The organism is Agrobacterium sp. DKPNP3 (assembly GCF_052686535.1).
Map to the genome: position 1 here is coordinate 37,195 of NZ_JBQYSN010000007.1, position 26,497 is coordinate 63,691.

Annotated in this window: 24 protein-coding genes; 10 read left to right on the forward strand and 14 right to left on the reverse strand. The window is 58.8% G+C overall.

Features of this window, described 5'->3' with window-relative positions:
- The first annotated feature begins 17 nt into the window (after positions 1 to 17).
- Genes ACUTJJ_RS03520 through dnaQ form a run of 4 tightly spaced genes read left to right on the forward strand, consistent with a single transcriptional unit; the run spans position 18 to position 2,769 of the window.
- On the forward strand, positions 18 to 617 hold the full coding sequence (locus ACUTJJ_RS03520; protein WP_445541318.1) for a Maf-like protein: 600 nt from the start codon (positions 18 to 20) through the stop codon (positions 615 to 617).
- Positions 610 to 1,470 (forward strand): shikimate dehydrogenase, encoded by an 861-nt coding sequence (locus tag ACUTJJ_RS03525; protein ID WP_445541319.1) that lies wholly within the window; start codon positions 610 to 612, stop codon positions 1,468 to 1,470. Before ACUTJJ_RS03520 ends, ACUTJJ_RS03525 begins: the two co-directional genes overlap by 8 nt.
- The gene (gene coaE / locus ACUTJJ_RS03530) at positions 1,470 to 2,078 is read left to right on the forward strand and encodes a dephospho-CoA kinase (protein WP_445541320.1); all 609 of its coding nucleotides are present in this window, start codon (positions 1,470 to 1,472) and stop codon (positions 2,076 to 2,078) included. The genes ACUTJJ_RS03525 and coaE overlap by 1 nt, the downstream gene beginning before the upstream one ends.
- Positions 2,071 to 2,769, forward strand: coding sequence for a DNA polymerase III subunit epsilon (gene dnaQ / locus ACUTJJ_RS03535; protein ID WP_144578396.1), 699 nt, complete (start codon positions 2,071 to 2,073; stop codon positions 2,767 to 2,769). The genes coaE and dnaQ overlap by 8 nt, the downstream gene beginning before the upstream one ends.
- 94 nt (positions 2,770 to 2,863) lie before the next feature.
- Here the strand turns inward: dnaQ and secB are convergent, their stop codons facing one another.
- Positions 2,864 to 3,346 (reverse strand): protein-export chaperone SecB, encoded by a 483-nt coding sequence (gene secB, locus ACUTJJ_RS03540; protein ID WP_209086431.1) that lies wholly within the window; start codon positions 3,344 to 3,346, stop codon positions 2,864 to 2,866.
- A 92-nt stretch (positions 3,347 to 3,438) separates the two neighbouring features.
- Positions 3,439 to 3,963, reverse strand: a complete 525-nt coding sequence (locus ACUTJJ_RS03545) for an FxsA family protein (RefSeq protein ID WP_063951565.1) — start codon at positions 3,961 to 3,963, stop codon at positions 3,439 to 3,441.
- Between the two features lie 141 nt (positions 3,964 to 4,104).
- On the opposite strand from ACUTJJ_RS03545, the gene ACUTJJ_RS03550 reads away from it, so the two are divergent.
- The 5 genes from ACUTJJ_RS03550 (at position 4,105) to gyrB (ending at position 9,432) form a co-directional block, all read left to right on the forward strand.
- The gene (locus ACUTJJ_RS03550) at positions 4,105 to 4,803 is read left to right on the forward strand and encodes a Tim44/TimA family putative adaptor protein (protein WP_445541321.1); all 699 of its coding nucleotides are present in this window, start codon (positions 4,105 to 4,107) and stop codon (positions 4,801 to 4,803) included.
- Positions 4,800 to 5,912 carry a murein transglycosylase A gene (gene mltA / locus ACUTJJ_RS03555; protein ID WP_445541322.1) on the forward strand — a complete coding sequence of 371 codons (1,113 nt, stop codon included), beginning with the start codon at positions 4,800 to 4,802 and terminating at the stop codon, positions 5,910 to 5,912. The genes ACUTJJ_RS03550 and mltA overlap by 4 nt, the downstream gene beginning before the upstream one ends.
- On the forward strand, positions 5,909 to 6,478 hold the full coding sequence (locus tag ACUTJJ_RS03560) for a Smr/MutS family protein (protein ID WP_063951568.1): 570 nt from the start codon (positions 5,909 to 5,911) through the stop codon (positions 6,476 to 6,478). The genes mltA and ACUTJJ_RS03560 overlap by 4 nt, the downstream gene beginning before the upstream one ends.
- Positions 6,475 to 6,840, forward strand: a complete 366-nt coding sequence (locus ACUTJJ_RS03565; protein WP_063951569.1) for a helix-turn-helix domain-containing protein — start codon at positions 6,475 to 6,477, stop codon at positions 6,838 to 6,840. Before ACUTJJ_RS03560 ends, ACUTJJ_RS03565 begins: the two co-directional genes overlap by 4 nt.
- A gap of 156 nt (positions 6,841 to 6,996) precedes the next feature.
- The gene (gene gyrB, locus ACUTJJ_RS03570; protein ID WP_063951570.1) at positions 6,997 to 9,432 is read left to right on the forward strand and encodes a DNA topoisomerase (ATP-hydrolyzing) subunit B; all 2,436 of its coding nucleotides are present in this window, start codon (positions 6,997 to 6,999) and stop codon (positions 9,430 to 9,432) included.
- A gap of 134 nt (positions 9,433 to 9,566) precedes the next feature.
- Here the strand turns inward: gyrB and ACUTJJ_RS03575 are convergent, their stop codons facing one another.
- From ACUTJJ_RS03575 to ACUTJJ_RS03610, 8 genes are all read right to left on the reverse strand, one after another.
- Positions 9,567 to 10,946 carry a bifunctional folylpolyglutamate synthase/dihydrofolate synthase gene (locus ACUTJJ_RS03575; RefSeq protein WP_445541323.1) on the reverse strand — a complete coding sequence of 460 codons (1,380 nt, stop codon included), beginning with the start codon at positions 10,944 to 10,946 and terminating at the stop codon, positions 9,567 to 9,569.
- A gap of 87 nt (positions 10,947 to 11,033) precedes the next feature.
- Positions 11,034 to 11,930 carry an acetyl-CoA carboxylase, carboxyltransferase subunit beta gene (gene accD / locus ACUTJJ_RS03580; RefSeq protein ID WP_063951571.1) on the reverse strand — a complete coding sequence of 299 codons (897 nt, stop codon included), beginning with the start codon at positions 11,928 to 11,930 and terminating at the stop codon, positions 11,034 to 11,036.
- 27 nt (positions 11,931 to 11,957) lie between these two features.
- On the reverse strand, positions 11,958 to 12,797 hold the full coding sequence (gene trpA, locus ACUTJJ_RS03585) for a tryptophan synthase subunit alpha (RefSeq protein ID WP_144578406.1): 840 nt from the start codon (positions 12,795 to 12,797) through the stop codon (positions 11,958 to 11,960).
- Positions 12,798 to 12,801: 4 nt separating this feature from the next.
- Complete coding sequence (gene trpB / locus ACUTJJ_RS03590; RefSeq protein WP_404495847.1) at positions 12,802 to 14,022, reverse strand: tryptophan synthase subunit beta; 1,221 nt, start codon at positions 14,020 to 14,022, stop codon at positions 12,802 to 12,804.
- A gap of 1 nt (position 14,023) precedes the next feature.
- A complete protein-coding gene (locus tag ACUTJJ_RS03595) occupies positions 14,024 to 14,686 on the reverse strand; it encodes a phosphoribosylanthranilate isomerase (RefSeq protein ID WP_445541338.1) in 663 nt (220 codons plus the stop codon).
- 102 nt (positions 14,687 to 14,788) lie between these two features.
- Positions 14,789 to 15,556, reverse strand: a complete 768-nt coding sequence (locus tag ACUTJJ_RS03600; protein ID WP_144578409.1) for a M48 family metallopeptidase — start codon at positions 15,554 to 15,556, stop codon at positions 14,789 to 14,791.
- A 68-nt stretch (positions 15,557 to 15,624) separates the two neighbouring features.
- Positions 15,625 to 16,857, reverse strand: coding sequence for a polyhydroxyalkanoate depolymerase (locus ACUTJJ_RS03605; RefSeq protein WP_445541339.1), 1,233 nt, complete (start codon positions 16,855 to 16,857; stop codon positions 15,625 to 15,627).
- Between the two features lie 125 nt (positions 16,858 to 16,982).
- A complete protein-coding gene (locus ACUTJJ_RS03610; protein WP_445541324.1) occupies positions 16,983 to 17,825 on the reverse strand; it encodes a fumarylacetoacetate hydrolase family protein in 843 nt (280 codons plus the stop codon).
- Between the two features lie 125 nt (positions 17,826 to 17,950).
- On the opposite strand from ACUTJJ_RS03610, the gene ACUTJJ_RS03615 reads away from it, so the two are divergent.
- Positions 17,951 to 18,553: a nitroreductase family protein gene (locus tag ACUTJJ_RS03615; RefSeq protein WP_296069555.1), complete on the forward strand. Its 603-nt coding sequence runs from the start codon at positions 17,951 to 17,953 to the stop codon at positions 18,551 to 18,553.
- 75 nt (positions 18,554 to 18,628) lie between these two features.
- Here the strand turns inward: ACUTJJ_RS03615 and trxA are convergent, their stop codons facing one another.
- The 4 genes from trxA to ACUTJJ_RS03635 all read right to left on the reverse strand — a co-directional run bounded on the left by trxA (position 18,629) and on the right by ACUTJJ_RS03635 (position 26,493).
- Entirely contained in the window at positions 18,629 to 18,949 is a 321-nt protein-coding gene (gene trxA, locus ACUTJJ_RS03620; RefSeq protein ID WP_063951578.1) for a thioredoxin, read from the reverse strand.
- Positions 18,950 to 19,026: 77 nt separating this feature from the next.
- Positions 19,027 to 22,584: a double-strand break repair helicase AddA gene (gene addA / locus ACUTJJ_RS03625; RefSeq protein WP_296069552.1), complete on the reverse strand. Its 3,558-nt coding sequence runs from the start codon at positions 22,582 to 22,584 to the stop codon at positions 19,027 to 19,029.
- A complete protein-coding gene (gene addB, locus ACUTJJ_RS03630; protein WP_445541325.1) occupies positions 22,574 to 25,759 on the reverse strand; it encodes a double-strand break repair protein AddB in 3,186 nt (1,061 codons plus the stop codon). Before addB ends, addA begins: the two co-directional genes overlap by 11 nt.
- Positions 25,756 to 26,493 (reverse strand): nucleotidyltransferase family protein, encoded by a 738-nt coding sequence (locus ACUTJJ_RS03635; RefSeq protein ID WP_445541326.1) that lies wholly within the window; start codon positions 26,491 to 26,493, stop codon positions 25,756 to 25,758. The genes addB and ACUTJJ_RS03635 overlap by 4 nt, the downstream gene beginning before the upstream one ends.
- Positions 26,494 to 26,497 lie beyond the last annotated feature (4 nt).

The following is a 26,497-nucleotide window of genomic DNA, read 5'->3' on the forward strand; positions in this document are numbered from 1 at the left end:
TATCGGGAGCGGAAGTCATGCCACAAGAGTTGATCCTCGCCTCATCCAGCGCATCGCGCCAGATGTTGATGCGAAATGCCGGACTGATATTTTCAGCGATCCCCGCGAATATTGATGAACGCGCCTTGGATGAGAAGCTGGAGCGAGAGGGCGCGAGACCTGAGACGGTAGCCCTTGAACTTGCTAGGGCCAAGGCGCTGTCCGTAAGTACGCTTCATCCGCAGGCTCTGGTGCTTGGGTGCGATCAGACCATGTCCCTTGGCGCTCGCGTTTATCACAAGCCAGCAACCATGAAGGAAGCTGAAGCGCACCTACTATCCCTCTCCGGTCAGGTTCACCGTCTTAACAGCGCGGCCGTTCTTGTTCAGCATGGCGAAGTGATCTGGGAGACCGTGTCGAGCGCAGAGTTGAAGGTGCGCGAGTTGAGCGCTGAATTTGTCTCCCGACACCTGAAACGGGTGGGTGAACGCGCTTTGAGCAGCGTGGGCGCATACCAGCTGGAGGGAGAAGGAATCCAGCTATTCACCTCAATCGATGGTGATTACTTTACGATCCTCGGCCTTCCGCTTTTACCACTGTTAACAAAATTGCGCGATCTGGGTGTCATCGATGGTTGATTCACGTGAAACATTAACCGTAAATGCCTTCGTCGTCGGATACCCGATTAAGCATTCCCGATCGCCTATCATCCATTCCCACTGGTTGAAAACATTCGGTATTGCTGGCTCCTATAAGGCCGTCGAAGTCGCGCCAGCCGACCTCGGAAACTTCATCATGTCCCTGAAGCACGGCGGACCCGGCGCACCGGTCGGTGGAAACGTCACCATTCCGCATAAGGAAGCAGTGTGCCAGCTCGCCGACAGGCCAGATGAACTGGCGCGGGAACTCGGCGCGGCCAACACGGTCTGGATGGAGGAGGGCAGGCTGTGTGCCACCAATACGGATGGTTACGGTTTTGTCGCCAATCTCGATGAACGTCATCCCGGCTGGGACAAGACGGAGCGCGCGGTCGTTCTTGGTGCCGGTGGTGCGAGCCGAGCGGTTATCCAGTCACTGCGTGACCGGGGAATCGTTGAAATTCACGTCCTCAACCGAACTGTCGAAAGAGCCCATGAACTTGCCGACCGTTTCGGCCCGAGGGTTCACTCCCACCCGCAGGCCGCGCTTCACGAGGTCATGCAAGGAGCAGGGCTGTTTGTAAACACGACATCCCTGGGGATGGACGGAACGGAGGTCCCAGGTCTTGATTTTTCGCCGCTCGCCGCTGGCGCGGTGGTCACCGATATCGTCTATGTTCCGCTCGTCACGCCGATCCTGAAAATGGCGCAGGAGCAGGGGATCGCAACGGTCGACGGTCTGGGCATGTTGCTGCACCAGGCAAAGCCCGGTTTCAAGACGTGGTTCGGCCAAATGCCTGAGGTTGATGAGACACTGCGATCGCTGATCATTGCGGATATGGAGAGACATTGATGATCGTCATCGGTCTCACCGGCTCGATCGGTATGGGAAAAACCACCACCGCCCGCCTGTTTGCTGCCGAGGGTGTGGCTGTTCTTGACTCCGATGCGGTCGTTCATGAGCTCTACCGTAAAGAAGCGGCCCCGCTGATCGAAGAGGCCTTTCCGGGAACCACTGTTTCCGGTGTCGTTGACAGAGGGAAACTCGGGGAAGTCTTACGAGAGAATCCGGCTAATTTTACGAGGTTGGAGGAGATCGTGCATCCGCTGGTGCGAAAAAGGCAGCAAGCTTTTCTGGCTGCGGCACAAAATGAAGGGCGAGAATTCGCGCTGCTCGACATTCCACTGCTCTTCGAGACCGGTGCGGAAAATAGGGTCGATAAAGTCGTTGTGGTAAGCTGTTCGCCTGAAGTACAGCGGGAGCGGGTGTTATCCCGCCCGGGCATGACGGAAGAGAAATTCGCAATGATCCTCGCCCGCCAGATGCCCGATGAGGAAAAGCGGCGACGCGCCGATTTCATCGTGGAATCGGGAAGTGGTGTCGAAAATGCGCGGGATCAGGTAAGAGAGATATTGCAGACATTGGCCGCTCAGTCGCGCCGCGGAGAGACGAATGCGTGAGATCATTTTCGATACGGAAACCACGGGCCTAGAATCCAAGCTGGACCGTGTCATTGAAATCGGCGGGATTGAACTGATCAACCACTTCCCGACCGGGCGTACGCTGCACCTCTATATCAATCCGGAAGAACGCAAGGTTCATCCAGATGCGCTTGCGGTTCATGGCATCACTGACGAGTTCCTGAAAGACAAACCGAAATTCGCCGAGGTTGTTGACCAGATACGTGACTTCTTTGAGGGCGCGCGCTGGGTCGCCCATAACGCGACCTTCGATATGGGTTTCATCAATGCGGAATTCGCGCGGCTGGGCATTGAGCCCGTTTCACCTGAGTTGGTGACCGACACCCTGTCGCTTGCCCGCCGCAAGCACCCGATGGGACCGAATTCGCTGGATGCACTTTGCCGGCGGTATGGCATCGACAATTCACACCGCACAAAGCACGGCGCGCTCCTCGACTCCGAACTGCTCGCCGAAGTTTATATTGAGATGATCGGCGGTCGTCAGACCGCACTCGGTTTTGGCTCATCTGCCAAAGAGCAAACGATCGTCATCGAAGAGGACGTCGCGTTTGAGCCGATGCAGAGGCCACGGCCTCTGCCGCCAAGGCTGGATGCGGAAACCATTGCGGCCCACGGTAAACTCGTCCTTGGCATGGGCGACAAGGCGATCTGGAACCGATATCAGAATTGATCATCGCTCGGCTGAAGCGCCAACAAAGACCAAACAAAAACCCGGGCGAAGAACCCGGGTTTTGTTTTTCATGCAATTTGCCGTTGGCTGCAGATCAGTTTGGAACAGCCTGAATCTGAGCCTTGGCCTGTTCTTCGGCAACGCGCTGGGCAAACATCTGCGCGAAATCGATCGGGTCGATCATCAGCGGCGGGAAGCCGCCATTGCGGGTGACGTCGGCAATGATCTGGCGGGCAAAGGGGAAGAGCAGGCGCGGGCACTCGATGAAGAGAACCGGCAGCATGTGCTCCTGCGGGAAACCGGAAATGCGGAACACGCCGCCATAAACCAGCTCGGCAGCGAAGAGAACCTTGTCGCCATCCTTTGCTTCAGCGTTCAGCGTCAGCACGACGTCGAAGTCCGAACCGGAGATCGGATTGGCGTTGACGTTCACATTGATATTGATCGACGGCGCATTTTCTCGTGCCTGCAGCGAACGGGGAGCGCCCGGATTTTCGAAGGACAGATCCTTGATGTACTGGGCAAGAATATTCAGAGATGGGCTAGCTGCGCCCTGTGCGCCATTTTCAGCGGTCATTACGGTTCCTCGCGGCGTGATTTCGTGGAAGGCGGTCTATCATTTCGACCCCGGGCTTACAACCCTTCGTGATCGCGCGCGGTCCAGCTGGGTCAGGGTTTGGGGAGGTCCCGATCATCGGGTCGGCTTGACCAAGGCGAGTCCTTCGGGCCGTCGCGGTGAAATTCCTCTTCGTCGAGATCAACGACTTTCGAACCGCTGCGGGCGCCGGGGCTGGTTTGATATCCTGAATAATTTCCCGACTGGCGGAATGAGCCCCCAACAACGACGCGCGGCCCGAAAGCCTTCCACATGAAACGGCGAATGGCCGGCGAGAGAAGCAGCAGGCCAAGAATATCGGTGATGAAGCCAGGAATAAATAGCAGGATGCCTGCAACGACACGCATGGCGCCGTTCACCAGCTCATCCGCCGGCTGCGCGCCCGTGCGACCGGCATCCTGGAGATTTCTCACCATCCCGATGCCGCCAAGTCGAAGGATCAGCAGGCCGAGGAAGGATGTGAACAGAACGAGCGCGAGTGTCAGCCACAGTCCGATAGCCTTGCCGACGACAATGAAGCCGGCAATTTCGAGGATTGGCATCATCAGGATGACGATGGGGAGAAAGGAAAAACGCATCTTCTAGCCTTGCGTGTGCATCTCTGGCAGATTGCCGGTTCCCGGGGACACCGATGATTGAATCTGCATATTTGAATGATGATCAGATGCAGACTATATGATGGTGTGACATTCGAATTTAAATGGCGGTAATGGTAAAACATGGGCTTTAGCGACTTTATCACATTGTTTTTTCTAGTTGCAGCGGTGCTGATCTTCTTTCAGCTGCGCAGTGTCCTCGGCCGCCGCACGGGCAATGAAAAGCCGCCATTCGACCCCTACAGTCCGCGAGACGTGGCTAAGGGACCCGTTGCGGACGATAACAAGGTCGTGACGCTACCGAAGCGCGGCGAAAGCGAGGAAGAGAACCGGTATGCCGAGGCCGATGCGCTCGCACCTGTCGATACACCTTTGAATGCCGCGCTGCGGGACGTGATGACCAAGGACCCGACCTTCCGCCCGAAGGAGTTCCTCAACGGTGCCCGCATGGCCTACGAGATGATCGTCATGGGTTTTGCAGACGGGGACCGAAAGACGCTCAAAAACCTCCTGTCCAAGGAAGTGTTCGACGGTTTCGAGGCAGCGATCGCAGAGCGCGAGAGCCGTGGCGAGGTGGTGAAGTCCACCTTCGTCGGCATCGAGAAGGCGGATATCACACAGGCGAGCGTCCGCGATTCCGAAGTGCAGATTACGCTCAGGATCGTCAGCCAGCTCATTTCGGCGACCTACGATAAGGATGGCAAGCTGGTGGATGGTGATCCGGATGCGGTGGCGGAGGTCGACGACATCTGGACCTTCTCGCGCGACATACGTTCACGCGATCCGAACTGGAAGCTGATCGCCACTGAATCCGAGCAATGAGCACGCCCTTTTCCATCGAGGAAGTGTCGTTCGGCGATCTGCCAGGATGGCGGGAAGACGACCCCGCCAGACTTTTTCCGCCCATGGCCGCCATACTGTCGCATCTTCGTAAGGGCAAGCCATACAAGACAGGCGAACTCGGCATAACTGCCGCCGAGCTGGTAACGCTGCTGGAAGCCGCAGCGTCCGTGGAAATCCAGACACCCGAACAGGCGCGGGCCTTCTTCGAGACCAATTGCGTCCCTTTCAGAATTTCGCCGGCAGAGGGAAAACGCGGATTTGTAACCGCCTTTTACGAACCCGAACTTGAGGTCTCGGCTGAAGCGGATGACCTTTGGCGCTATCCGATCTATCGCAGGCCACCGGAATTGGTGGATGTCGATGACACCAATCGTCCCGCAGATTTCAACCCCTATTATGCCTTCGGAAAGCGGGATGACACTGGCATCTCCTATTTTCCCGATCGTCGCGCGATTGATGAAGGCTATCTCGCGGGTAGGGGGCTTGAGGTTGCCTGGGCGAAATCCAAGGTCGATTTGTTTTTCGTGCATGTACAGGGGGCGGCGCGGCTCGTTTTTCCAGATGGTACGGTCAAGCGCGTCACCTACGCGGCAAAGGCTGGCCACCCGTTCTCACCGATAGGCCGCCTGCTGCTTGATCGGGGTGAACTGGACCCGAAAACGATCTCAATGCAGACAATCCGCAAATGGCTTGCCGATCACCCAGATCAGGTCGACAGCGTGCTGTGGCACAACCGATCCTACATTTTCTTCAGGGAAGCGGATGTCACGGGCCTGGATATGGGGCCAATCGCGGCGGCGAAAGTGCCGCTCGTTGCGGGGCGGGCGTTGGCGGTGGACAGGCTGATCCATACGTTTGGGCTGCCATTCTTCATCCATGCACCAACGCTGACCCATCTGGATGGGGGCAAGCCTTTCGCGCGGCTGATGCTGGCGCTGGATACGGGTTCTGCAATCGTTGGCCCCGCGCGCGGCGACATTTTCACGGGCTCCGGTTTCGAGGCGGGCGAGCTTGCCGGCACGGTGCGCAACGAGGCGGATTTTTATATATTGCTTCCACGCGCCGTTGCGGGGAGATACCGGTCATGAAAGGCAGTCGCAAGCTCGGCAGGGAAGAAAGAGTACTGTGGGGAAAGGTCGCCAAAACCACGCGGCCCATCTCCGGCAGACTGGAAGATCTGCTGGCTTTCGATGACTTAGAAGAAGCGGCTGTTGAACCTTCCCCGCTGCAGGCGGCGAAAGACAGCTTTCCGCGCATGCTGGTTGAACCGGCCGAACCACCGCCATTGACAAAAGATAAAAAGGGCAAAATCCATCATCCGATGGAAAAGCCGGTCAAACGGAAACTGACGCGCGGCCGGCTGCCTCTGGAAGGACGCATCGATCTGCACGGGATGTTCCAGAGTGAGGCGCATGCGGTTCTCCTGGATTTTCTGCTGCGGGCGCACGAACGGGGCTTAAGACATGTGCTCGTCATCACCGGCAAGGGTCGTTCCATCGGCAGCGACGGGGCCTTGAAGCGGGCGGTCCCGATGTGGTTCTCCAAGCCGGAATACCGCCATCTTATTTCGTCTTATGAAGACGCGTCCGCCAATCATGGCGGTGATGGCGCGCTTTACGTTCGGTTATCGCGCCGGAGGAGCGAAAAATCATGACGCCTTTCGCGGAAGCCGTGCGACAATTGCGGGAGCGAAAAGGCGTAACGCAGAAGCAGATGGCCGCCGCCATCGGTGTATCCCCCGCCTATCTCTCGGCGCTGGAACATGGCAAGCGCGGACGGCCCAGTTTCGATCTGCTTCAGCGCATCGCAGGCTATTTCAACATTATCTGGGACGAGGCGGAGGAACTGTTCTTCCTCGCCGGATCATCGGACCCGAAAGTAACGATCGACACCATCGGATTGCCACCACAATATACGGCTTTTGCGAACCGTCTGGCGCGGGATATTCGCAAGCTGCCGCCGAGTGTGGTAGAGGAACTATCAGCCGTGCTGCAAAAAAGCCGTTCTTGCGATTGAAACCCCCCTCTATCCCCTGCTTTATGAGCATCCTGAAGCATGCGGCCTTTGGGTTTGGGAGTAGAATTTCTATACTCGCATGTCGGATTTGAGTGATTCGCTGGCTTCAGGCCCACTCACTGGAAACCTGGCCAGGAAACTTTGGAAAGAGTACTTATGACCGAAACATCGTCAAGCGAAGTCGGCGCGAACGCGGAATATGGAGCCGATTCGATCAAGGTCCTGAAAGGCCTTGATGCCGTGCGCAAGCGGCCCGGCATGTATATCGGCGATACCGATGACGGTTCCGGCCTGCATCACATGGTTTACGAAGTCGTCGACAACGCGATCGATGAAGCGCTGGCGGGCCATGCGGACCTGGTGACAGTGACGCTGAATGCCGATGGTTCGGTCACCGTCACGGATAATGGTCGCGGCATTCCGACAGATATTCACTCGTCAGAAGGCGTCTCGGCTGCCGAAGTCATCATGACGCAGCTGCACGCGGGCGGTAAGTTCGATCAGAACTCCTATAAGGTGTCTGGCGGCCTGCATGGCGTGGGCGTATCGGTGGTCAACGCGCTTTCGGTCTGGCTGAAACTCCGCATCCGCCGAAACGGCAAAGTCCACGAGATCGGCTTTACGCACGGTGTTGCCGACGCGCCTCTTTCGGTTATTGGCGAATATGAGGGCCGCTCCGGCACGGAAGTGACCTTCCTTGCCAGCCCTGAAACCTTCACCATGACCGATTATGATTATGGCACGCTGGAGCATCGTCTGCGCGAACTCGCGTTCCTGAATTCCGGCGTCCGCATTCTGCTCACCGACAAACGCCATTCGGATGTCAAGCAGGAAGAACTGCTTTACGATGGCGGTCTCGAAGCCTTCGTCCGTTATCTCGACCGCGCCAAGAAGCCTCTGGTTGATAAGCCAGTCGCCATCAAAGGTGAAAAGGATGGCATTACGGTTGAGGTCGCCCTCTGGTGGAACGACAGCTACCACGAGAACGTGCTTTGCTTCACCAACAACATTCCGCAGCGCGATGGTGGCACCCATATGGCGGGTTTCCGCGCCGCCCTGACGCGCCAGGTGACGTCCTATGCCGAAACCTCGGGAATCCTGAAGAAGGAAAAGGTCAGCCTGCAGGGCGAAGACTGCCGTGAAGGCCTGACGGCCATTCTTTCCGTTAAGGTCCCGGACCCCAAGTTTTCCTCGCAGACAAAAGACAAGCTTGTGTCTTCTGAAGTGCGTCCTGTCGTCGAAAGCCTTGTCAACGAGGCGCTTTCCACCTGGCTGGAAGAACATCCTACCGATGCAAGGATCCTTGTCGGCAAGGTGGTTGAAGCGGCCGTTGCCCGCGAAGCTGCCCGCAAGGCGCGCGAACTGACCAGGCGCAAGGGCGCGCTCGATATTGCCTCTTTGCCCGGCAAGCTTGCTGATTGCTCGGAGCGCGACCCGGCGAAATCCGAACTGTTCCTCGTTGAGGGTGATTCTGCCGGTGGCTCGGCCAAGCAGGGCCGTTCGCGTGAAACGCAGGCCATCCTGCCGCTGCGCGGAAAGATCCTGAATGTCGAACGCGCCCGCTTCGACAAGATGCTCTCCAGCCAGGAAATCGGCACGCTGATTACGGCGCTTGGCACCTCCATCGGCAAGGACGAGTTCAACGCCGACAAGCTTCGCTATCACAAGATCATCATCATGACGGATGCTGACGTCGATGGCGCCCACATTCGTACACTGCTGTTGACCTTCTTCTTCCGCCAGATGCCGGAACTGATCGAACGCGGCCATCTCTATATCGCCCAGCCGCCGCTCTATAAGGTGACGCGCGGTAAATCCGTTCAGTACCTGAAGGACGAAAAAGCTCTGGAAGAGTACCTGATTTCCATGGGTATCGAGGAAGCATCGTTGACGCTTGGCACCGGAGAGGTGCGGGTGGGTGCCGACCTTCGAGAAGTCATTCTGGACGCGGTGCGGATGCGCTCGCTGATCGACGGGCTGCATTCCCGTTACAGCCGCTCGATCGTTGAACAGGCCGCCATCGCCGGCGCGCTCAACCCCGAGCTTTCGGCCGATCCGACCCGTGCGGAAGAGACCGTTGCCGAAGTTGCACGCCGGCTCGATATGATCGCGGAAGAAACCGAGCGCGGCTGGGCTGGTACTGTCCTTGAGGATGGCGGCTTGCGATTTGAGCGCATGGTCCGCGGCGTCAAGGAAGTCTCTACCCTCGATATGGGTCTGCTCGGCTCTGCTGATGCCCGTCATATCGACCAGCTTGCCGCGCGCACGCGTGAGATTTACGCGACACCGCCCGTCCTGCAGCGCAAAGACGGCACCATGGAACTGGCCGGCCCGCGCGCGCTTCTGGATGCGATATTCGCCGCAGGCCGCAAGGGTCTTTCCATGCAGCGTTATAAGGGCCTTGGCGAAATGAATGCCGAGCAGCTCTGGGAAACCACGCTGGACGCGAATGTCAGATCGCTCTTGCAGGTCCGTGTCAGCGATGCGACGGATGCCGATGGCCTGTTTGCGCGTTTGATGGGCGATGAAGTTGAGCCACGCCGTGACTTTATTCAGGAAAACGCGTTGAGCGTTGCCAACCTGGATATTTGATCCCCAGTGGAAAGCCCGCCTGGGCGATTCACGTGAAACGAAATCTTAGCAAAAAAGCCCAGCGGTGAATTTCCGCCGGGTTTATACATTAAAGGCCGGAACATCATTATAATGTTCCGGCCTTTTTTGTCTTTTTATTCAGGAACCGTTCCGTTGAAGGAGAGCGCGTTTCCGGCAAGATAAAGCGATCCGCCGATCAGGATGCGGGGCGGCGGGCCTTCCGGGTCGACGCGTCCTGCCAGTTCCTCCAGCGCATGCGTTAGCGAGGATGTGGGTGCCGCCACAAGACCGGCATCAAAGGCTGCGTGGGCGAGAACGACGGGATCGATGGCTGCTTCAGTGCCGCTGATCGGAACGGTAAACACATATTCGGCAATATCTGCGAAGGCCTTGAAATAGCCGACCGGATCCTTGGTGTTGATCATGCCTGCGATGATAAACAGCGGACGGGGCGTCTTTTCTTCAAACCCTGCCATCGCTTCAGCGATAACTTCGCCCGCACCGGGATTGTGACCGCCGTCGATCCAGATTTCCGAGCCTCTCGGCGCGATATCGTGGATTTTTCCGGTCAGAATACGCTGCAACCGGCCGGGCCACTCTACCGATGTCATGGCCTTCTCGATCATCCGTTCAGTCACCTCGAAGCCCGCTGCCTTCACCGCGCGGATCGCTGCTGCGGCATTGGCAAGCTGATGGCGGCCGGGAAGCCGTGGCAGAGGCGCATCGACCAGACCGAACTCATCCTGGTAGACCATCCGTCCAAATTCTTCGTGAGCGGAGAAATCTTGCCCGTAGACTGTGAATGGGCATCCCAGCCGCTCGGCCGTGGTTACCAGCGTCTCGAGTGCCGCATCATATTCCTGATGGCCGATGACGACGGGCGACCCCTTCTTCATGATGCCCGCCTTTTCCGCGGCGATCAATTCGACACGGTCACCGAGATAAGCCTGATGATCGAGGGATATCGGCATGATGACCGACACCGCTGGATGGTTGATAACATTGGTTGCATCGAAGCGACCGCCAAGTCCAACCTCGACGACGGCCGCATCGGCGGGATGCTCGGCAAACAGCACGAACATCGCAGCCGTCAGGATTTCGAAGACAGTTATTGTCTGCCCGGCATTGGCAGCACGGATACGACGCAAGGCATCCGCGAACACCTCGTCCCTGACATAGCGGCCCTTTTCTCCAGCAACGCCGAGGCGATATCTCTCGTGCCAATTCACCAGATGCGGCGACGTATGGACATGAACAGCGAGGCCCGCTGCTTCAAGCAAGGCGCGGCAGAAAGCCGTCACTGAGCCTTTGCCGTTGGTGCCGGCGACATGGATCACCGGCGGCATTCTGTTTTGCGGATTGCCGAGTTTTTCGAGAAGACGGGAAATTCTGTCGAGTGAAAGATCAAATCCCTTGGGGTGGAGCTGCATCAGCTCTTCAATGATCTTTTCGGCCTCACCAATCGCGGGCTTGGTCATGTCTTCTGTTCGCCTTTCAGGCGTTTCGCTTGCCATTTGCTGCCGCCTCAAGAAATGAAATCAGGCAACATATAGCATCATCCCGGAGGCAAGTTATGCCTCCGGGCGACATATTTTTTTGCCTCAGGCCGAAGCAGCCAGCGGCACGACGGCGTTTGCGTTGTCGGCTGGCGCCTTGGTCATGATCTTTAGCATGTTGGCCAGCGTGTCCGGGATTTCCCGGCGATCGACCACCATGTCCACCATGCCGTGCTCCAGCAGGTATTCCGAGGTCTGGAAACCTTCCGGAAGCTTTTCGCGAATGGTCTGCTCGATGACGCGCTTGCCGGCGAAGCAGATTTCTGCACCTGGCTCGGCGATGTGCACATCGCCCAGCATCGCGTAGGAGGCGGTGACGCCGCCCGTCGTCGGGTTGGTCAAAACCACGATATAGGGCATGCCAGCTTCTTTCAGCATATTCACTGCAACCGTGGTGCGGGGCAGCTGCATCAGCGACAGAATGCCTTCCTGCATGCGCGCGCCACCGGAGGCCGGGAACATCACAAGCGGGCAGCGCTCGGAAATAGCGCGCTCGAATGCCTTCACGATGGCTTCCCCCGCGGCGATGCCGAGCGAGCCGCCCATGAACTGGAATTCATGCACGACGGCGACGATCTTCAGCCCCTTCAGCAGCCCAACACCGGCAAGGATCGTATCGTCCTGCTCGGTCTTTGCACGGCTGTCGCGCAGGCGATCGGTATATTTCTTGGAATCGCGGAATTTCAGCGGGTCCTGCGCCACCTTCGGCTGCGGCAGAGCCTCATAGACGCCACCATCGAAAAGATCGGCAAGGCGCGCCTTTGCCGGCATCTTCATATGATAGCCGGACGCCGGGATAACCCACTTGTTGTCCTCAAGGTCCTTATGAAAGACCATCTCGCCCGTTTCGGGGCACTTGATCCAAAGGTTCTCCGGAACCTCGGGGCGGCGGCCGAGCATGGAATTGATCCGCGGCCGAACGTAATTGGTGATCCAGTTCAACTGTCTACTCCTGACTGGGCCGCGCGCTTATTCCGCAGCGGCGAGGCGCGATGCACGCACGCCCGTTGAAAGTCCTTTTACCAGCGTCGTAACGGCCGGCACGGTGTCTGCGGTCGCCTGTCCGTCCTTGGTCAGGCTACCGGCAATCTGGTTGACGATGGCGGAACCCACCACCACACCATCTGCGACGGCGCCGATCGCCTTGGCATGATCGGCCGTCTTGACACCGAAACCGACACAGACGGGCAGTTCCGTATGCGCCTTGATACGACCGACAGCGCCCGAGATCAACGATGGATCGGGAAGCGCCGAACCGGTAATACCGTTCATCGACACGTAATAAACGAAACCGGAGGTATTTTTAAGGACGGCTGGCAGACGCTTGCCATCGGTGGTCGGCGTGGCAAGCCGGATGAAGTTGATGCCGCGCGCGAGCGCGGGGATGCAGAGTTCATCGTCCATTTCCGGCGGAAGATCGACGACGATCAGGCCATCGATGCCGGCAGCAAGCGCATCGTCGAGAAACGTTTCGACGCCATAGATATAGATCGGGTTGTAATAGCCCATCATCACGATCGGCGTCGCATCGTCCTGCTTGCGGAACTCGCGCGCGAGATCGAGCGTGGTCTTCAGCGTCTGGCCGCCTTTCAGCGCGCGCTGGCCGGCCAGCTGGATCGCGGGGCCATCCGCCATAGGGTCGGAAAATGGCATGCCGAGTTCGATGACGTCGGCACCGGCTTCCGGCAGGGCTTTCATGATGCCCAGCGATGTTTCAAAATCCGGGTCGCCGCCCATGAAATAGGTGATCAGGGCCGGGCGATTTTCAGCGCGCAAATCGGCAAAGCGCTTGTCCATACGTGCAGTCATGGTCTTATATATCCATTCCAAGGAACTTGCTGACGGTGTGGACATCCTTGTCGCCACGGCCGGAAAGGTTCATCAGGATGATCTCATCCTTGCCCATCTTCGGCGCGCGCTTGATGACCTCGGCCAGAGCATGGCTTGGCTCCAGCGCAGGAATAATGCCCTCAAGCCGGGTCAGCATCTGGAAGGCGTCCAGTGCCTCATGGTCCATGACCGGCACATATTCCACGCGTCCAATATCACTCAACCATGAATGCTCCGGGCCGATGCCGGGATAATCGAGACCGGCGGAAATGGAGTGACCTTCCTTGATCTGGCCGTCCTGATCCTGCAGCAGGTAGGTGCGGTTGCCATGCAGAACGCCGGGGGAGCCGGCCGTAATGGAGGCACAGTGTTCTTCTCCGGAAAGGCCTTTACCGCCGGCTTCAACGCCGACGATACGGACGCTCTTGTCGTCAAGGAAGGGATGGAAGATGCCGATGGCATTCGATCCGCCACCGACGGCTGCGATGACCATATCCGGCAGGCGGCCTTCCGCCTCGAGCATCTGCGCCTTGGCTTCCTCGCCGATGACCGCCTGGAAGTCACGAACCATCTCCGGGTAGGGATGCGGACCGGCAGCGGTGCCGATCAGGTAGTAGGTATCCTCGACATTGGTAACCCAGTCACGCAGCGCCTCGTTCATGGCATCCTTGAGCGTGCCGTGGCCGGCCGTGACCGGCTTTACCTCGGCGCCAAGCAACTTCATGCGGAAAACGTTCGGGGCCTGGCGCGCGACGTCGGTAGCGCCCATGTAGACGACACAAGGCAGGCCGAAGCGCGCTGCGACCGTCGCCGACGCAACGCCGTGCTGTCCGGCACCGGTTTCTGCGATGATGCGGGTCTTGCCCATGCGCTTGGCAAGCAGGATCTGGCCAAGGCAATTGTTGATCTTGTGCGAACCCGTGTGGTTCAGTTCTTCACGTTTGAAGTAAATCTTCGCACCGCCGAGTTCCGCCGTCAGACGCTCTGCGAAATAGAGAGGGCTCGGGCGGCCGGTATAATGGGCGCCGAGATGCTTTAGTTCGGCCTGAAACTCGGGATCGGTCTTGGCCTTGTCCCATTCCGCCTGCAAATCGAGAATAAGCGGCATCAGCGTTTCGGCGACAAAGCGTCCTCCGAAAATGCCAAAACGGCCGTCCTCATCGGGACCGGCGCGAAAAGAATTGGGTGTTGGCGCGTCGTTCACTTCAAGCTCCCTTTGGGCCTTTCGACCAATCATTCACCACATCGAAAAATGCATCTATCTTTGACAAATCCTTGACGCCGGGCGCACTTTCCACCCCGGACGACAAGTCTAATCCGCCTGCGCTGGTTTCGGACAGAGCCTCGACGACGTTGTCCTTATTTAAGCCGCCGGAAAGCATGTAATCAACACTTCCGTCGAGGGATCGCAGGATCGTCCAGTCGAAGGACACGCCATTGCCGCCCGGCAGATCGGAACCCGCGGGCGCTTTGGCGTCCAGCAAAATTCGATCCGCAATACCAATATAAGGGTCGATTTTGGCAAGATCAGCGGCATCGCGAATAGAAATCGCTTTCATGACCGGCAGGCCATAAAGCACCTTGACGTTCAGAAGGCGCTCAGGGCTTTCATCACCGTGAAGTTGCAGGATATCCGGCCTGACGAGATCGACGATCTCATCGAGATAATCGTTATCGGCGTTGACGGTCACGGCGACAACTTTTGCAGCACCTCTGGCCCCCTTCGCCAACTCACCGGCGAGGTCAGGTTCGATATGTCGCGGGCTTTTCTCGAAGAAAATAAAACCAACATGCGACGCTCCACGCCTGACGGCGCGTTCAAGCGCTTCCGGTGTCTTCAATCCGCAAATCTTGATATCCGGTTTCATATCCGCGACCTGACATGAAATGCGACAAGAGTCGAGCCAAATCGCACCCACATTTGATGGAATGTTTCACGTCAATCCAGATGGCGATGCCGAAGACTGTTTTCAATCGAAATCGATGGCGTGAAGTCTGGAACCGTGGCGTTTTAACCAGTCCTTGGCCTCATTCGTGTGTGGGCATAGTTTTTCGCACAACGCCCAGAATTTCGGCCCGTGGTTCATTTCGCGCAGATGCGCAACCTCATGGGCGGCCAGATAATCGATGACAGCCTCAGGGGCCATGACGATGCGCCACGAAAAACTGAGATTGCCGTCATGGGAACAGGAGCCCCAGCGGCTGCGTGTATCCTTGAGAGTGATGGACCTGACCGGCCGGCCGGCGATATCGGCATGAAAGGCGACGAGCCGTTCCAGATCGGCCTTGGCTTCCTTTTTCAGAAAAGTGGCTATCCGCCGTTTCAGATGTTCCGGCGCACCGCTGACTTTCAAGATGGCAGCGCCGTCACCGTCTCTCGCAACATGGGTCACGCCACGCAGGCTGCCGCTGTGTTCAATCCGATGGGAAATTCCCCTGATGTCGATGGTCGCGCCCGGGAGAAGCACACCGGTTTCAGTTGTTTTCGCAAGCTTGGCCTCCAGCCAGCCCTGATGCCGTTCCAGAAAATCGTCCACATGCCGATGGTGCAAGCCGATCGGGATCGTCAGCTTCAAGGCGCGACCACCGGGTTCGATGCGTAACGTGATGCGTGTCGCGCGCGGATTTTCCCTCACCGTTATCGGCACCTGCCGCCCCGCCACCGCAACGGTGCGCTGGCTCGGCGCGGCCTTCTTCGCTGGCGGGGACTTCAGCGATTTTCTGAGGAGCGAAAACATGAAGCGTTCATAACCGATTCGTCCGTCCCTTGGCCACGCAAATGCTTAAGGTGGCCCAACGTCCAACCCTAGACTATCCGGTGTTTGCCGATGAAATCCCGCATGCGCGGCACGATTTCGGTGCGGAAACGCGAGCCGTTGAAGACGCCGTAGTGTCCGACATCGGGCTGCATGTAATGCGCCCGCTTATCGTCAGGAAGGTTGCGGCAGAGGGCATGAGCGGCCCTGGTCTGGCCCACGCCGGAAATATCGTCATTCTCCCCTTCGACCGTGAAAAGCGCGACAGTGCGGATGGCGGCGGGATCGACCGCCCTGCCACGGTGCGTCATGTTTCCTTTGGGAAGCGCATGATCGATGAAGACGGTTTCTACGGTCTGGAGATAGAATTCCGCCGTCAGATCCATGACGGCCAGATATTCATCGTAAAATTCACGGTGTTTTTCGGCCGAGTCACCGTCATTCTTCACCAGGTTCAGGTAAAAATCCTTGTGGGCCGTCATGTGTTTGTCGAGGTTCATGGACATGAAGCCCGACAGTTGCAGGAAACCCGGATAGACATTGCGGCCAAAAGCCGGCTGCGGCCATGGCACCTGCATGACGACATTGTCCCGGAACCACTCGATTGGCTTCGCCTTGGCCAAACCATTGACGGCCGTGGGATTGATGCGCGTGTCAATCGGACCACCCATCAAGGTCATGGACGCCGGTTTGGATTGGTCGCCGTCGGCCTCCATGAGAGAGACAGCCGCCAGCACGGGCACAGAGGGTTGGCAAACCGCGACGATATGGGTGCCTGGGCCGATTTCGCGCAGCATCTCGATGACGTAGCCGATGTAATCGTCGAGATCGAAGGTCCCATCGCTCACCGGCACCATGCGGGCATCGACCCAATCGGTGATATAGATATCAGCCGAGGGCAGCAGGGCCTCGACGGTGCCGCGCAGCAATGTGGCATAGTGGCCGGACATCGGCGCAACCAGCAGCACCTTCGGCTCCGGGGTCCCCTCGGGATTGGCTTCCTTTTTGAAATGAACGAGGTTGCAGAAGGGCCGCGACCAGATGATCTCTTCTAAAACGGGCACCGCCTCGCCATCGATGATCGTCGTTGCAAGCCCGAATTCCGGTTTGACGTAACGGCGTGTCAGGCGTTCGAACACCTCGAAGCTGGCATCGAGGCTTCGTCCAAAAGCCGTGCTGGAAAGCGGGTTGAGCGGGTTATTGCACGCCTGCCGCATCATGTCGGCACCCGCGCGCAGGGGCGCCATGGCCGCGTGATTCATTTCATAGAGATGGTAGAACACTGATGACGCCTCCCTCGCGATCACGCTCTTTTTTTCAACCATAGCAGCTTTTCGCAGGTGCACAAAATTTAAGGCGCCAGCGGTTTCCCGCCAGCGCCTCACATTTGGTTGAATGCCGTCGTCGATCAGATGTCGGCGACGAAAGTCTGCTTCTGGGAACCCAGGCCTTCGATCCCGAGTTCCACGACATCGCCGGCCTTCAGGTAACGCGGCGGCTTAAGGCCCATGCCGACGCCGGGCGGGGTGCCGGTGGAAATGACATCGCCGGGGTGCAACGACATGAACTGGCTGAGGTAGGAGACGACGTGCGCGACGCCGTAAACCATTGTCTTGCTGGAGCCGTCCTGCATGGTCTGGCCGTTGACTTTCAGCCACATGCCAAGGTTTTGCGGATCGGTGATCTCGTCCTTCGTCACGAGCCACGGGCCGATCGGGCCGAAGGTATCGCAGGACTTGCCTTTGGTCCACTGTCCCGCCCGCTCGGTCTGGAAAGCACGCTCGGAGACATCGTGGGAAACGCAATAGCCGGCAACATAGTCCAGAGCATCCGCTTCCGAGACATATTTTGCGGTTTTGCCGATGACAACGCCGAGTTCGACTTCCCAGTCGGTCTTTTCGGAGCCGCGCGGAATGACCACGTTATCGTTCGGACCCACGATGGCGGAGGTGGCCTTCATGAAAATGACCGGCTCCGGCGGCACAGTCGCGCCGGTTTCGGCGGCATGATCGGAGAAATTGAGACCGATGCAGATGAACTTTCCGGTTCCGGCAACGCATGCACCGATGCGATCTTCGCTTAGAACAGGAAGCGTATTGAGATCGAGCGCCGCGATCTTCGCCAGTCCCTCGGGAGAAATGGCATCCCCACCGATATCCTTTACATGGGCGGACAGGTCGCGGACTTTTCCTTCCGAATCGAGGATTGCCGGTTTTTCCTGGCCGGGTTGGCCAACACGCATCAATTTCATGGAACTCTCTCCCGCTTGTCAGACAATATGATGCATATATGAACGATGCATTCATACTTGTCACCCCTTGACGATACCGAGTCTCAAAAAATACCTTCATCCCCGTCAAACAAAGGACATGTCCAGTGACGAACAGCAACAGCAGGCAATCCGAATATCCCGTCGATCCCATCTTTCTGGATCGATGGTCTCCACGTGCCTTCGATGGCAGCGCCATGCCGAAAGAGCATCTCTTGACCATCCTGGACGCCGCCCACTGGGCGCCATCCGCGTCGAACCAGCAACCCTGGCGTTTCGTCTACGCCCACAAGGGCAGCGAGGACTGGTCACTCTTCGTGGAGTTGTTGATGGAGGGGAACCAGAAATGGGCTAAGAACGCGTCCGTTCTTCTCTTCGTTATCTCCCGCGATCACACCATCTCGCGAGACGGCGAGAAGAAGCCATCCGCTACCCACTCCTTCGATGCCGGCGCCGCCTGGTTCTCGCTGGCAATGCAGGCCCATCTGCTTGGGTATCATGCGCATGGCATGGGTGGCATCTTTAAAGACCGGATCGTCGAGAAGCTCAACATCCCCGACGGGTTCAGGGTTGAGGCCGGAGTTGCGATCGGGACGCTGACGGATAAATCCGTTCTCCCCGAGGATCTGGCGGAACGGGAGGTGCCGAGCAATCGCGTGCCCCTGGCGGACGTCGCCTTCGAAGGTCGCTTCACTGGCAAGGCCGACTAACACTTAGGCGGCTTGGCGCCATAAAGAAAAAGCCCGGTAGCGATGCCGGGCTTTATTCATTTTGGTCGTTTCAGCTTATGCAGCGCTGGAAATCCAGGCAGAAAGCGCCGTCTTGGGAGCGGCGCCGACCTTGATGTCAGCCACTTCACCACTTTTGAAAATGGCAAGCGTAGGAATGGAGCGGACGCCGAACTGGGCGGCGAGCTCTGGGTTTTCGTCGATGTTAAGCTTTGCAACCTTGACCTTGCCGGCCAGTTCAGAGGAGATTTCCTCAAGGCTCGGCGCGATCATTTTGCACGGGCCGCACCATTCTGCCCAGAAATCCACCACAACGGGTTCGGCGGATTCAAGCACTTCGGACTGGAAGTTTGCGGCGTCGACTTTTACGGTAGCCATATCTGGCTCTCCTTTCAGATAAACTTTTCCGCTATCGATGTGATGCGGGAGCGTCGAAATTTCAATGCCCCGGTATCTCACTTTGTCTTTATTGCGGCAAGGGCATCTATCATCGCATCGTTGCCAACCTCTATAAAGGCAGCATTTTCCGTATAAATCAGCGCACAGACAAATTCCTTGCCTGGGTAAAGCGGCGCAAGGATTTCGCGGTAGATTGCGAGCTGCGCGATATGGGCAAAGGGTATTTCGTTCGCGCTGCGCGGCGGGACACGGTTTGTCTTGTAATCGACCAGAATGACCTTCTCACCGTCTACGGCCAGACGATCGATGCGACCGGAAACGGCAAATTGCTGGCGACCGAGGATCATCGTTCCCATGATCGAAACTTCTGCGCGGCTATTGGCCGAGAAGGCCTGCTGCACCGCCGGTTCGGCTATGACGCGCAGAACGGCTGCCACCAATCGTTCGCGCTCCTTCGTTGGCCAAAACCGCGCCGCCCTTTCTGCGTAACGCCGCGCTGCCTCTTCCCGCTCGGCTTCCGGCAAATCCGGGAGCGCCTGCAACATGCGATGGACCAGCCGTCCACGTTGCAGGGCAAGTGACGAGACATCGGCCTTTTCGCCGAACAGGGGCGAGCGCACCGCAAGATCATCCGCACCGTCATCGATGATGGTGCCGGCACCGGAAGGGCTGAGCGGCCTTGGCAGGGAAGGCAGCGCAGGCAGCGGTTCAAGAAGGCCGGCAGGAAGCGCATCACCTTCCTGCTGCGCGGCTTCCACCACTTTGCGCGGCGCAGGCGCGGAGCGTGCTTCAGACTTCCGCCAGACAAGCCCCTGCCACTCCTCGCCGTCGGCTCTGAAAAGCTCCGGCTTGCAATGGTCATCATTGTTGGCAAGTGCCGCCTTGACAATAGCATGCCAGCATTCCGGATTGTCTTTCTGACCACGGTAGCCGCACACGACAAGGTGATCTGCAGCACGCGTCATGGCTACATAAAGCAGCCGTCGATATTCGTCCTCGGCGGCCGTTTTCAATCGCTCGTCGTCGGCGCGAATGAGATGATTGGAGAACCCGCTGCCCGGCAGCCAGACGGGAAAGGCGTCAGCGTCAGTTTCAACGAAACGCAGTTTCGGGACATGGCTATGGTTGAAGGCCTTCGATCCGCCATCAACGATGAAGACCACAGGCGCCTCAAGGCCTTTTGAGGCATGCACGGTCATGATGCGAACTTCCCCGCGATCCTTGTCCTGCTCGCGCTTCACCTCTGGGGAATCGGTTTCCAGAACGGAGAGAAAGGCCTGAAGGCCAGGCAGTCCCGTTCTTTCGTGATCGAGCGCGAAGGAGAGGAACTCATCCAGAACGTCGCTCGCCTCGTTGCCGAGTCTTCCGAGGAATTTCTTACGTCCATCATGCAGGGTGAGAACCGCCGCAAAGAAGTCATGTACCGTTGCTGTCTTCGACAGGGCGATGAAGCCTTCGAGCTTGGCGGCAACATCCGCAAGCGCGCTGTTCTCCTCTCGGGAGAGGACTTGCAGCCTTTTCCAGACGCTCTCCGTCTCAGACCGCGTCGCGGCAATGTCAAAAACGTCGTCTTCCGTGAGGTTGAAGAGCGGGCTTTTCAGCAGCGCAGCCAGCGAAAGATCATCTTCAGGCAGCACGACGAAATGGCCAAGCGCCAGGAGGTCCTGGACGGCAATGTGGTCGGTCAGGCGAAGACGGTCAGCACCCGCAACGGGAATATTCTTGCGACGCTTCAACTCGCGGGTCAGGGCATTGACGAAGGCATGACGTTTTCTCACCAGAACCAGAATGTCGCCGGGTTCAACGGCGCGCTCCACACCCTTCTCAATGATGGTTTCTCGTCCGATCATATCGGCGATGCGGGCGGCAATGCGGCGCGCGGTGATGGTAGCGGGGGCACTTTCCCGCAATGCATCAAAGGGTGCCGTCCAGTCCTCTTCATCCTCCGTAGTCTCGGGCGCCACCATATCCCACACCTCTACCGTGCCGGGATGTCCCGCGCGGTTCGATCTGTGTTCCACCGGCTCGTTGTCCGCACTGAGGCCACTCGCGTTTTTCGGATCGGAGAAAACCTGATCAACCGCGGCAAGGACATCCTCCGTCGAGCGGAACGATAGCGGCAGGCGAATGCGGTGAAACGCCTGCTCGACCGCATCGACACGCCTCTTGGTCTCGTCGCGTTCCTGCGAGAAGCGTTCCGGCCTTGCGCCCTGAAAAGAATAGATCGACTGCTTTTCATCGCCCACGGCAAACAGCGTGCGACGCCCCATGCGGGCGCTTTCACCGGTGAAAAAATCCGCTGCGAGCGACTGGATGATCGACCATTGCACCGGGCTTGTGTCCTGCGCTTCGTCAACGAGAATATGGTCGATGCCCTGATCGAGCTTGTAGTGAACCCAGGCGCCGGCCGTATCCCGATTGAGCAGATTGGCGGCGCGCTCGATCAGGTCCTCGAAATCGAGCTGGCTTCGTTGCTTTTTCAGATCCTCGAAATCGCCGATCAACCGCTCGGCCAGCACGAGCGCGCTCTTGGTTGCGCCCAGCATCCGCACCAGCCGGTACCGGTTGCGACAGGCAACCACGTGGTCCCGCGCCAGAGTCAGGGCATCAACGAGATCGGGCGCGGATTTCTGCATCGCCTTGTTGATGACATAGGGATCCGACTTTTTTTCGCCCTTTCCCGTCAGCAGCGCCGCCTCGACGAATTCCATCCGCCGGAGGGGATCGGTCTGACGCCTGGCTTCTCTCAACGCGTAAGCAACCTCAATGACACGGGAGCCGCCAACCTCGTCCGCAAGCGTGAGGTAGGTGTCGAGCGTCAGTCCGGAAAGACCCGGAAGCGGCCAGAAGGCGGCAGCTGCGCTTTGCTCGGTTTCGCCAGCGGCGATCTGCATGTCCTGTCTCAGGCGAGCGTCGAGCCCGCCTGAGCGTTGCGCCTCCAGAAGAAAGCCGCGCAGCGCACTGCGATTGGCGATGATGGCGGAGAGCAGCGCCTCCAGCCCGCTTTCGTCAGCGATATCGAGGACATAGGCAAGCGACTGCGCGAGCGCGGTATCGCCGCCGGACGAAACAGCCGTGAGAAGGGAACGCCGTGCCTCGGCCAGAAGCGTGGTCGCGGCGCGGTCATCAAGGACGGAGAAATGGCCAGCGACATTCGCCTCCAGCGGAAACTGGTGCAGCAGGGCTTCACAAAAGGCATGGATGGTCTGGATTTTAAGGCCACCCGGCGTCTCCAGCGCCTTTGCAAACAGCCGCCTTGCTTCCGCGAGTTTGATGCGATCCGGCACACGGCCTTCGATCGCCGTAATACGGTCCTTGAGGTCGGAATCCGGCAACGTCACCCATTCCGCCAGCCGGTCGAAGACGCGGCTCGACATTTCCGAGGCCGCGGCCTTGGTATAGGTGAGGCAGAGTATGGCTGCTGGACGGCACCCTGCAAGCAGCAAGCGAATGACCCGCTGGGTCAGCACATGGGTCTTGCCGGAGCCGGCATTGGCCGACACCCAGGCGGAGCTGGAAGGGTCGGAGGCAAGCCGCTGACGCGCGCTGGTCCAGTCGATCCAGCTTTCGGGCGTATCGGCGGCGGGGCCGGCGTCAAGGGGATCAATCGTCATCGCCATCTCCCGGTTCTGCCGTTGACCATTCCGAGACACGGGCGAGGTGATCATATTCGCCGCCGTAGGATTGCTGCTCTTCCGGCACCAGCCGTGAGGCAAAGCCATTTTCGCCCTCGCGGAGGGAGCGGACAAATTTCGCTAATTGCTCGATCGATTCCGTTGCTAGCTCGACAGCTGACTTTGGTGGCCTTTTGCCGCTGCGGCTGGAATGTTCATTATTGACCTGATCGGGAAAAAAGCGGTCGCCCGGCCGCAACCGCACATAAATGAGATTTTCAGGCGTTGGTGATCCCGCTTCTCGGAAGGCCCCGCGCATGAGTGCTGCGGCTTCCAGCGCAAGCTGCGGATCAAGCAGCGCGCGCGCCTGATTGACCGATGGGGCAAGGCCCGTCTTGTAGTCGATGATATCCGCCTGACCGCTGGTCTTGATATCAATGCGGTCGGCGACGCCCGTGAGCCTTATTCCTGCCTCCGGAATTTCCTGACCCGCCCGCGCCTCGAAAAAACTGCGTCGGACGGAGGGATGCCGGTCCTTTTCCCAGTCGATGAAGGCGCGGGCAACCGCCGCGAAACGCGGTCGCCAGATGACGTCGACATGGGGAGGCAGGTTCTCTGCATCGAAGCATTCATCGAGAATGCGCTGCATCGCGTCGAGTGACGCCGGGGTACCAGGCACATGAGCCTCACGCGAGTAGCGCTCAATGATCCGATGATAAAGGGTCCCGCGATCTGCGGCATTGGGATCGCGGTTGAAGGGATCCAGCGGGTCGAGCCGGAGGATGCGCCGGGCGTAGATCGAATAGGGATCGCGCCGCAGGCGGCCCACTTCGCTGAAGGAATAACGCGTCGGTTGCAGCGCGGCCGGCGGTTTGGGGGCGGGACGCTTGGCAGGCTCCTGCTCGATGCTCTCGTCCATCAGGCCTGCCCAGTGGCGATAGGTCTCGCCGCGGTTTCTGAGACGTTCGGCGAAATCCTCGCCGCCCAGCGCCAGAAGCCGCTGCAGCCAGCGCGAGGCCACGGCGGGCGTCGAGCCCTGCCTCAGCGCCCGGGTGTAAAAGATTTGCCTTGTGCCGTTCGCCATTTCGAAATCATGCGCCAGCTGCCCAATGCGCCGTTCCGGAGGTTCCAGCCCGATTGCTGTCTTCATGCTTCGGGAAAGAAAAGGATTGTTGGCAGTCTGACCGGGCCAGAGCCCTTCGTTGAGGCCGCCGATGACAACGGTGTCAACGCTTAGAAGGCGAGCCTCAAGGGCACCGAAGATGAATACGCGCGGATGTCGCATCGATCGTGGCTTGATCGATTCGCCGGCCACGAAGGCAGCAAAAATATCGATCCATTGCGGCCCGTCCGCATCGAGGATGTCGCCACTTTCCATCAACTCGGCAAACAGGCTGGAAAGCTTGTCGCCTGCTTCTCCGGACCAAAGGGCCGAAAGATCGTTGGCGTCATCAGCGCAGATGGCTTCCATAACGCGGCCTGTCCGGGCAGCCCAATCGGAGAGTGGCAGCTTGTCGGTAAAGGCTCGGCCGGAGCGATCACGCCGAACAAAGGCGGAAGACAGCGGCTCGGTGGCATTCGCGATGCGCCGGGCAAGATCGCGGGCCAAATCGACGCTTGCCTCCGGCAGCGCAAGCCGCCAGGCGGGCGGGTGCCGATCGTCGCTTTGCGCCATAAGTTGCGCATCGAGAACAGCTTCGAGATTGCCAATTTCCGTTTCGACGCGGCCGCCGCGCAGCGCGATCAACTCCAGCGCCTTTGACGCTGCGACAAAAGCATCGTCGGAAAGACCGAAGCGGGCGAGGGGATGCTTCAAGAGCGAAATGATCGGCACCGGGTCACCGGGCCTGAGGATCGCTTCGAGCGCCAGTTGGGTCAGCCCAGCCTGCGGTGTTGCCGAGAGTGGCGTGCCGGCTGAATCGTCGGCCTCGATGCCAAAGCGCTGCAACTCCGTCGCCACGCGCCGGGCAAGACCGCGGTCAGGCGTGATCAGCGCCGCTTGCGATGGTCGCCCGGCGCCCGGCGCCTGTAATGCTAACCGCAAGGCGACCGCGATGGCAGTCGCCTCTTCGCGCTCATTGGCGGCTTCTATCAGTGTCGCGTGCTCAAAAGCGTCGTGAATAAAGCCTGCGGGCCGTTCCTCGCGCCAGCGGTTCCAGTCACTCGTGGACTTGGCGGGTGCCAGCGCGGCGGAGAATACCGCAGCCCGTTTTTCAAGATCGTGGTCGAGCATGCCGATCTGAACGATATCGTCCCGGACAATGCCCAGCTTCTGCAAAAGCATGTAAAGTCCATATTGCGAATGCGTTCGGCTGGACGGGTCGGTCGGGTCTTCGGCGATCGCCTGCCATTGCTCTTCTGGCATAGCGAGATCGAGCCCGGGAAGTACGACGGTACCCTGTGGCAGGGCGGCGACGGCGGCGATGAGATCGGCAGCGGCAGGGATGGAGCCGGTGGAGCCGGCGACGATGATCGGCCCCGTATTCGGCAGGTTTGTCAGCCGGTTCGCTTCGGCCCTGAGAATGGCGTTGCGATGTCTGCCGGCCGAGGAACGGTTGAGTTCGGAAAGCCGCGCAGGCCAGAAGATACTCGCGATCTTCAGGAAATCCGCGGTCAGCTGCCACCACTGGGCATGCGCGCCGGTATCGAGGTGCCAAAGCGCTTCCCAATCCTTTTCTTCCGTATCCATCGCATCGATAACCTCGCCGAGCGCGCGCGCGAGCCAGATGGCATCGGCGGGGCTCGCGGGAGCGACGAGCGGCGAATCCGAGTGGATCGCCCGGATAGCGTCAGGCAAGCTGTTGCGCCAGGCGAGGATGAGGCGCGCCAACTCGATCAGCCGGCCGGTGCCGGAAATCGGCGGCGCCAGATCCATGATCTCAGGATTTTCGATATCGAAAAACCCGCTATCGTCGTCCGTTTCCCCAAGGGGGCGGATCAACGGCAGGATGGCCGATCGGCCTCCCAGCAGATCAACAAATTCGGATCGCAATACGCGGGCGGAGCGCCGTGTCGGCACATAGATGGTTACCCTCGCAAGCGAAAGCGGATCGGCAGCGTCATATAGATAGTCGGCTGTCAATGTCCCCTGGCAGAGCGTTTCTGCGAGCGTTCTGAGGAACGGGGTTCCCGCAGCGATCGTCAGAACGCGTCTTGCGTGGTGGGAGACCGTCATGCAGAGCGCTTTTCCGTGAATTGCCGGATGATGCCTTCGGCATCATCAATCGCGTCGGGCGTGCCGACGGTAATCCAGTGTCCATCAAGAGAAAGGCCGAAGAGCCGATCTTTTTCGATGGCGCGATCAAAATAGATATTGAGGTTGAAGGCGTCGTCAGGGGCATCGTCCAGGAGACGCGAATTCATGGCGATGGCACCGGCATAAACAACGGGAAACGGATCGCGATCGCGATAGCGCGTCAGCTTTCCATCATCTGCGAGGTTGAAATCCTTCTTTCCGTTGTGGCCGGTGGTACGGTCCATGTCAACGCAGAGGAGCGCCATGTCCATGCGCGTCGGATCGAAAAAATGTGCTAACCGGCGCAGGTTGCTGACCGAATTCGGCATTTCGCCGATCCAGAAAAGGTCGGCATTCATGACGAAGACGGGGCCGGGTTCCAGAAGCTTCAGGCCTTTGGCAAGCCCGCCGCCGGAATTCATCAACTGCGACCGCTCGTCAGAAATCAGGATTTCGACATCCGAGCGGGCCCCCAGATGGGCAATCATCTGGTCGGCATGGTGGTGAACATTCACCACGACGGTTTCGACGCCAGCTTCCACAAGGGAGTCGAGAGCATAGTCGATCATTGGCTTGCCGGCGATTCTCACGAGCGGCTTAGGGATCGTATCCGTAATCGGCCGCATACGCGTGCCAAGCCCGGCGGCCAGCACCATCGCGTTTTTGATCGTCATTCTG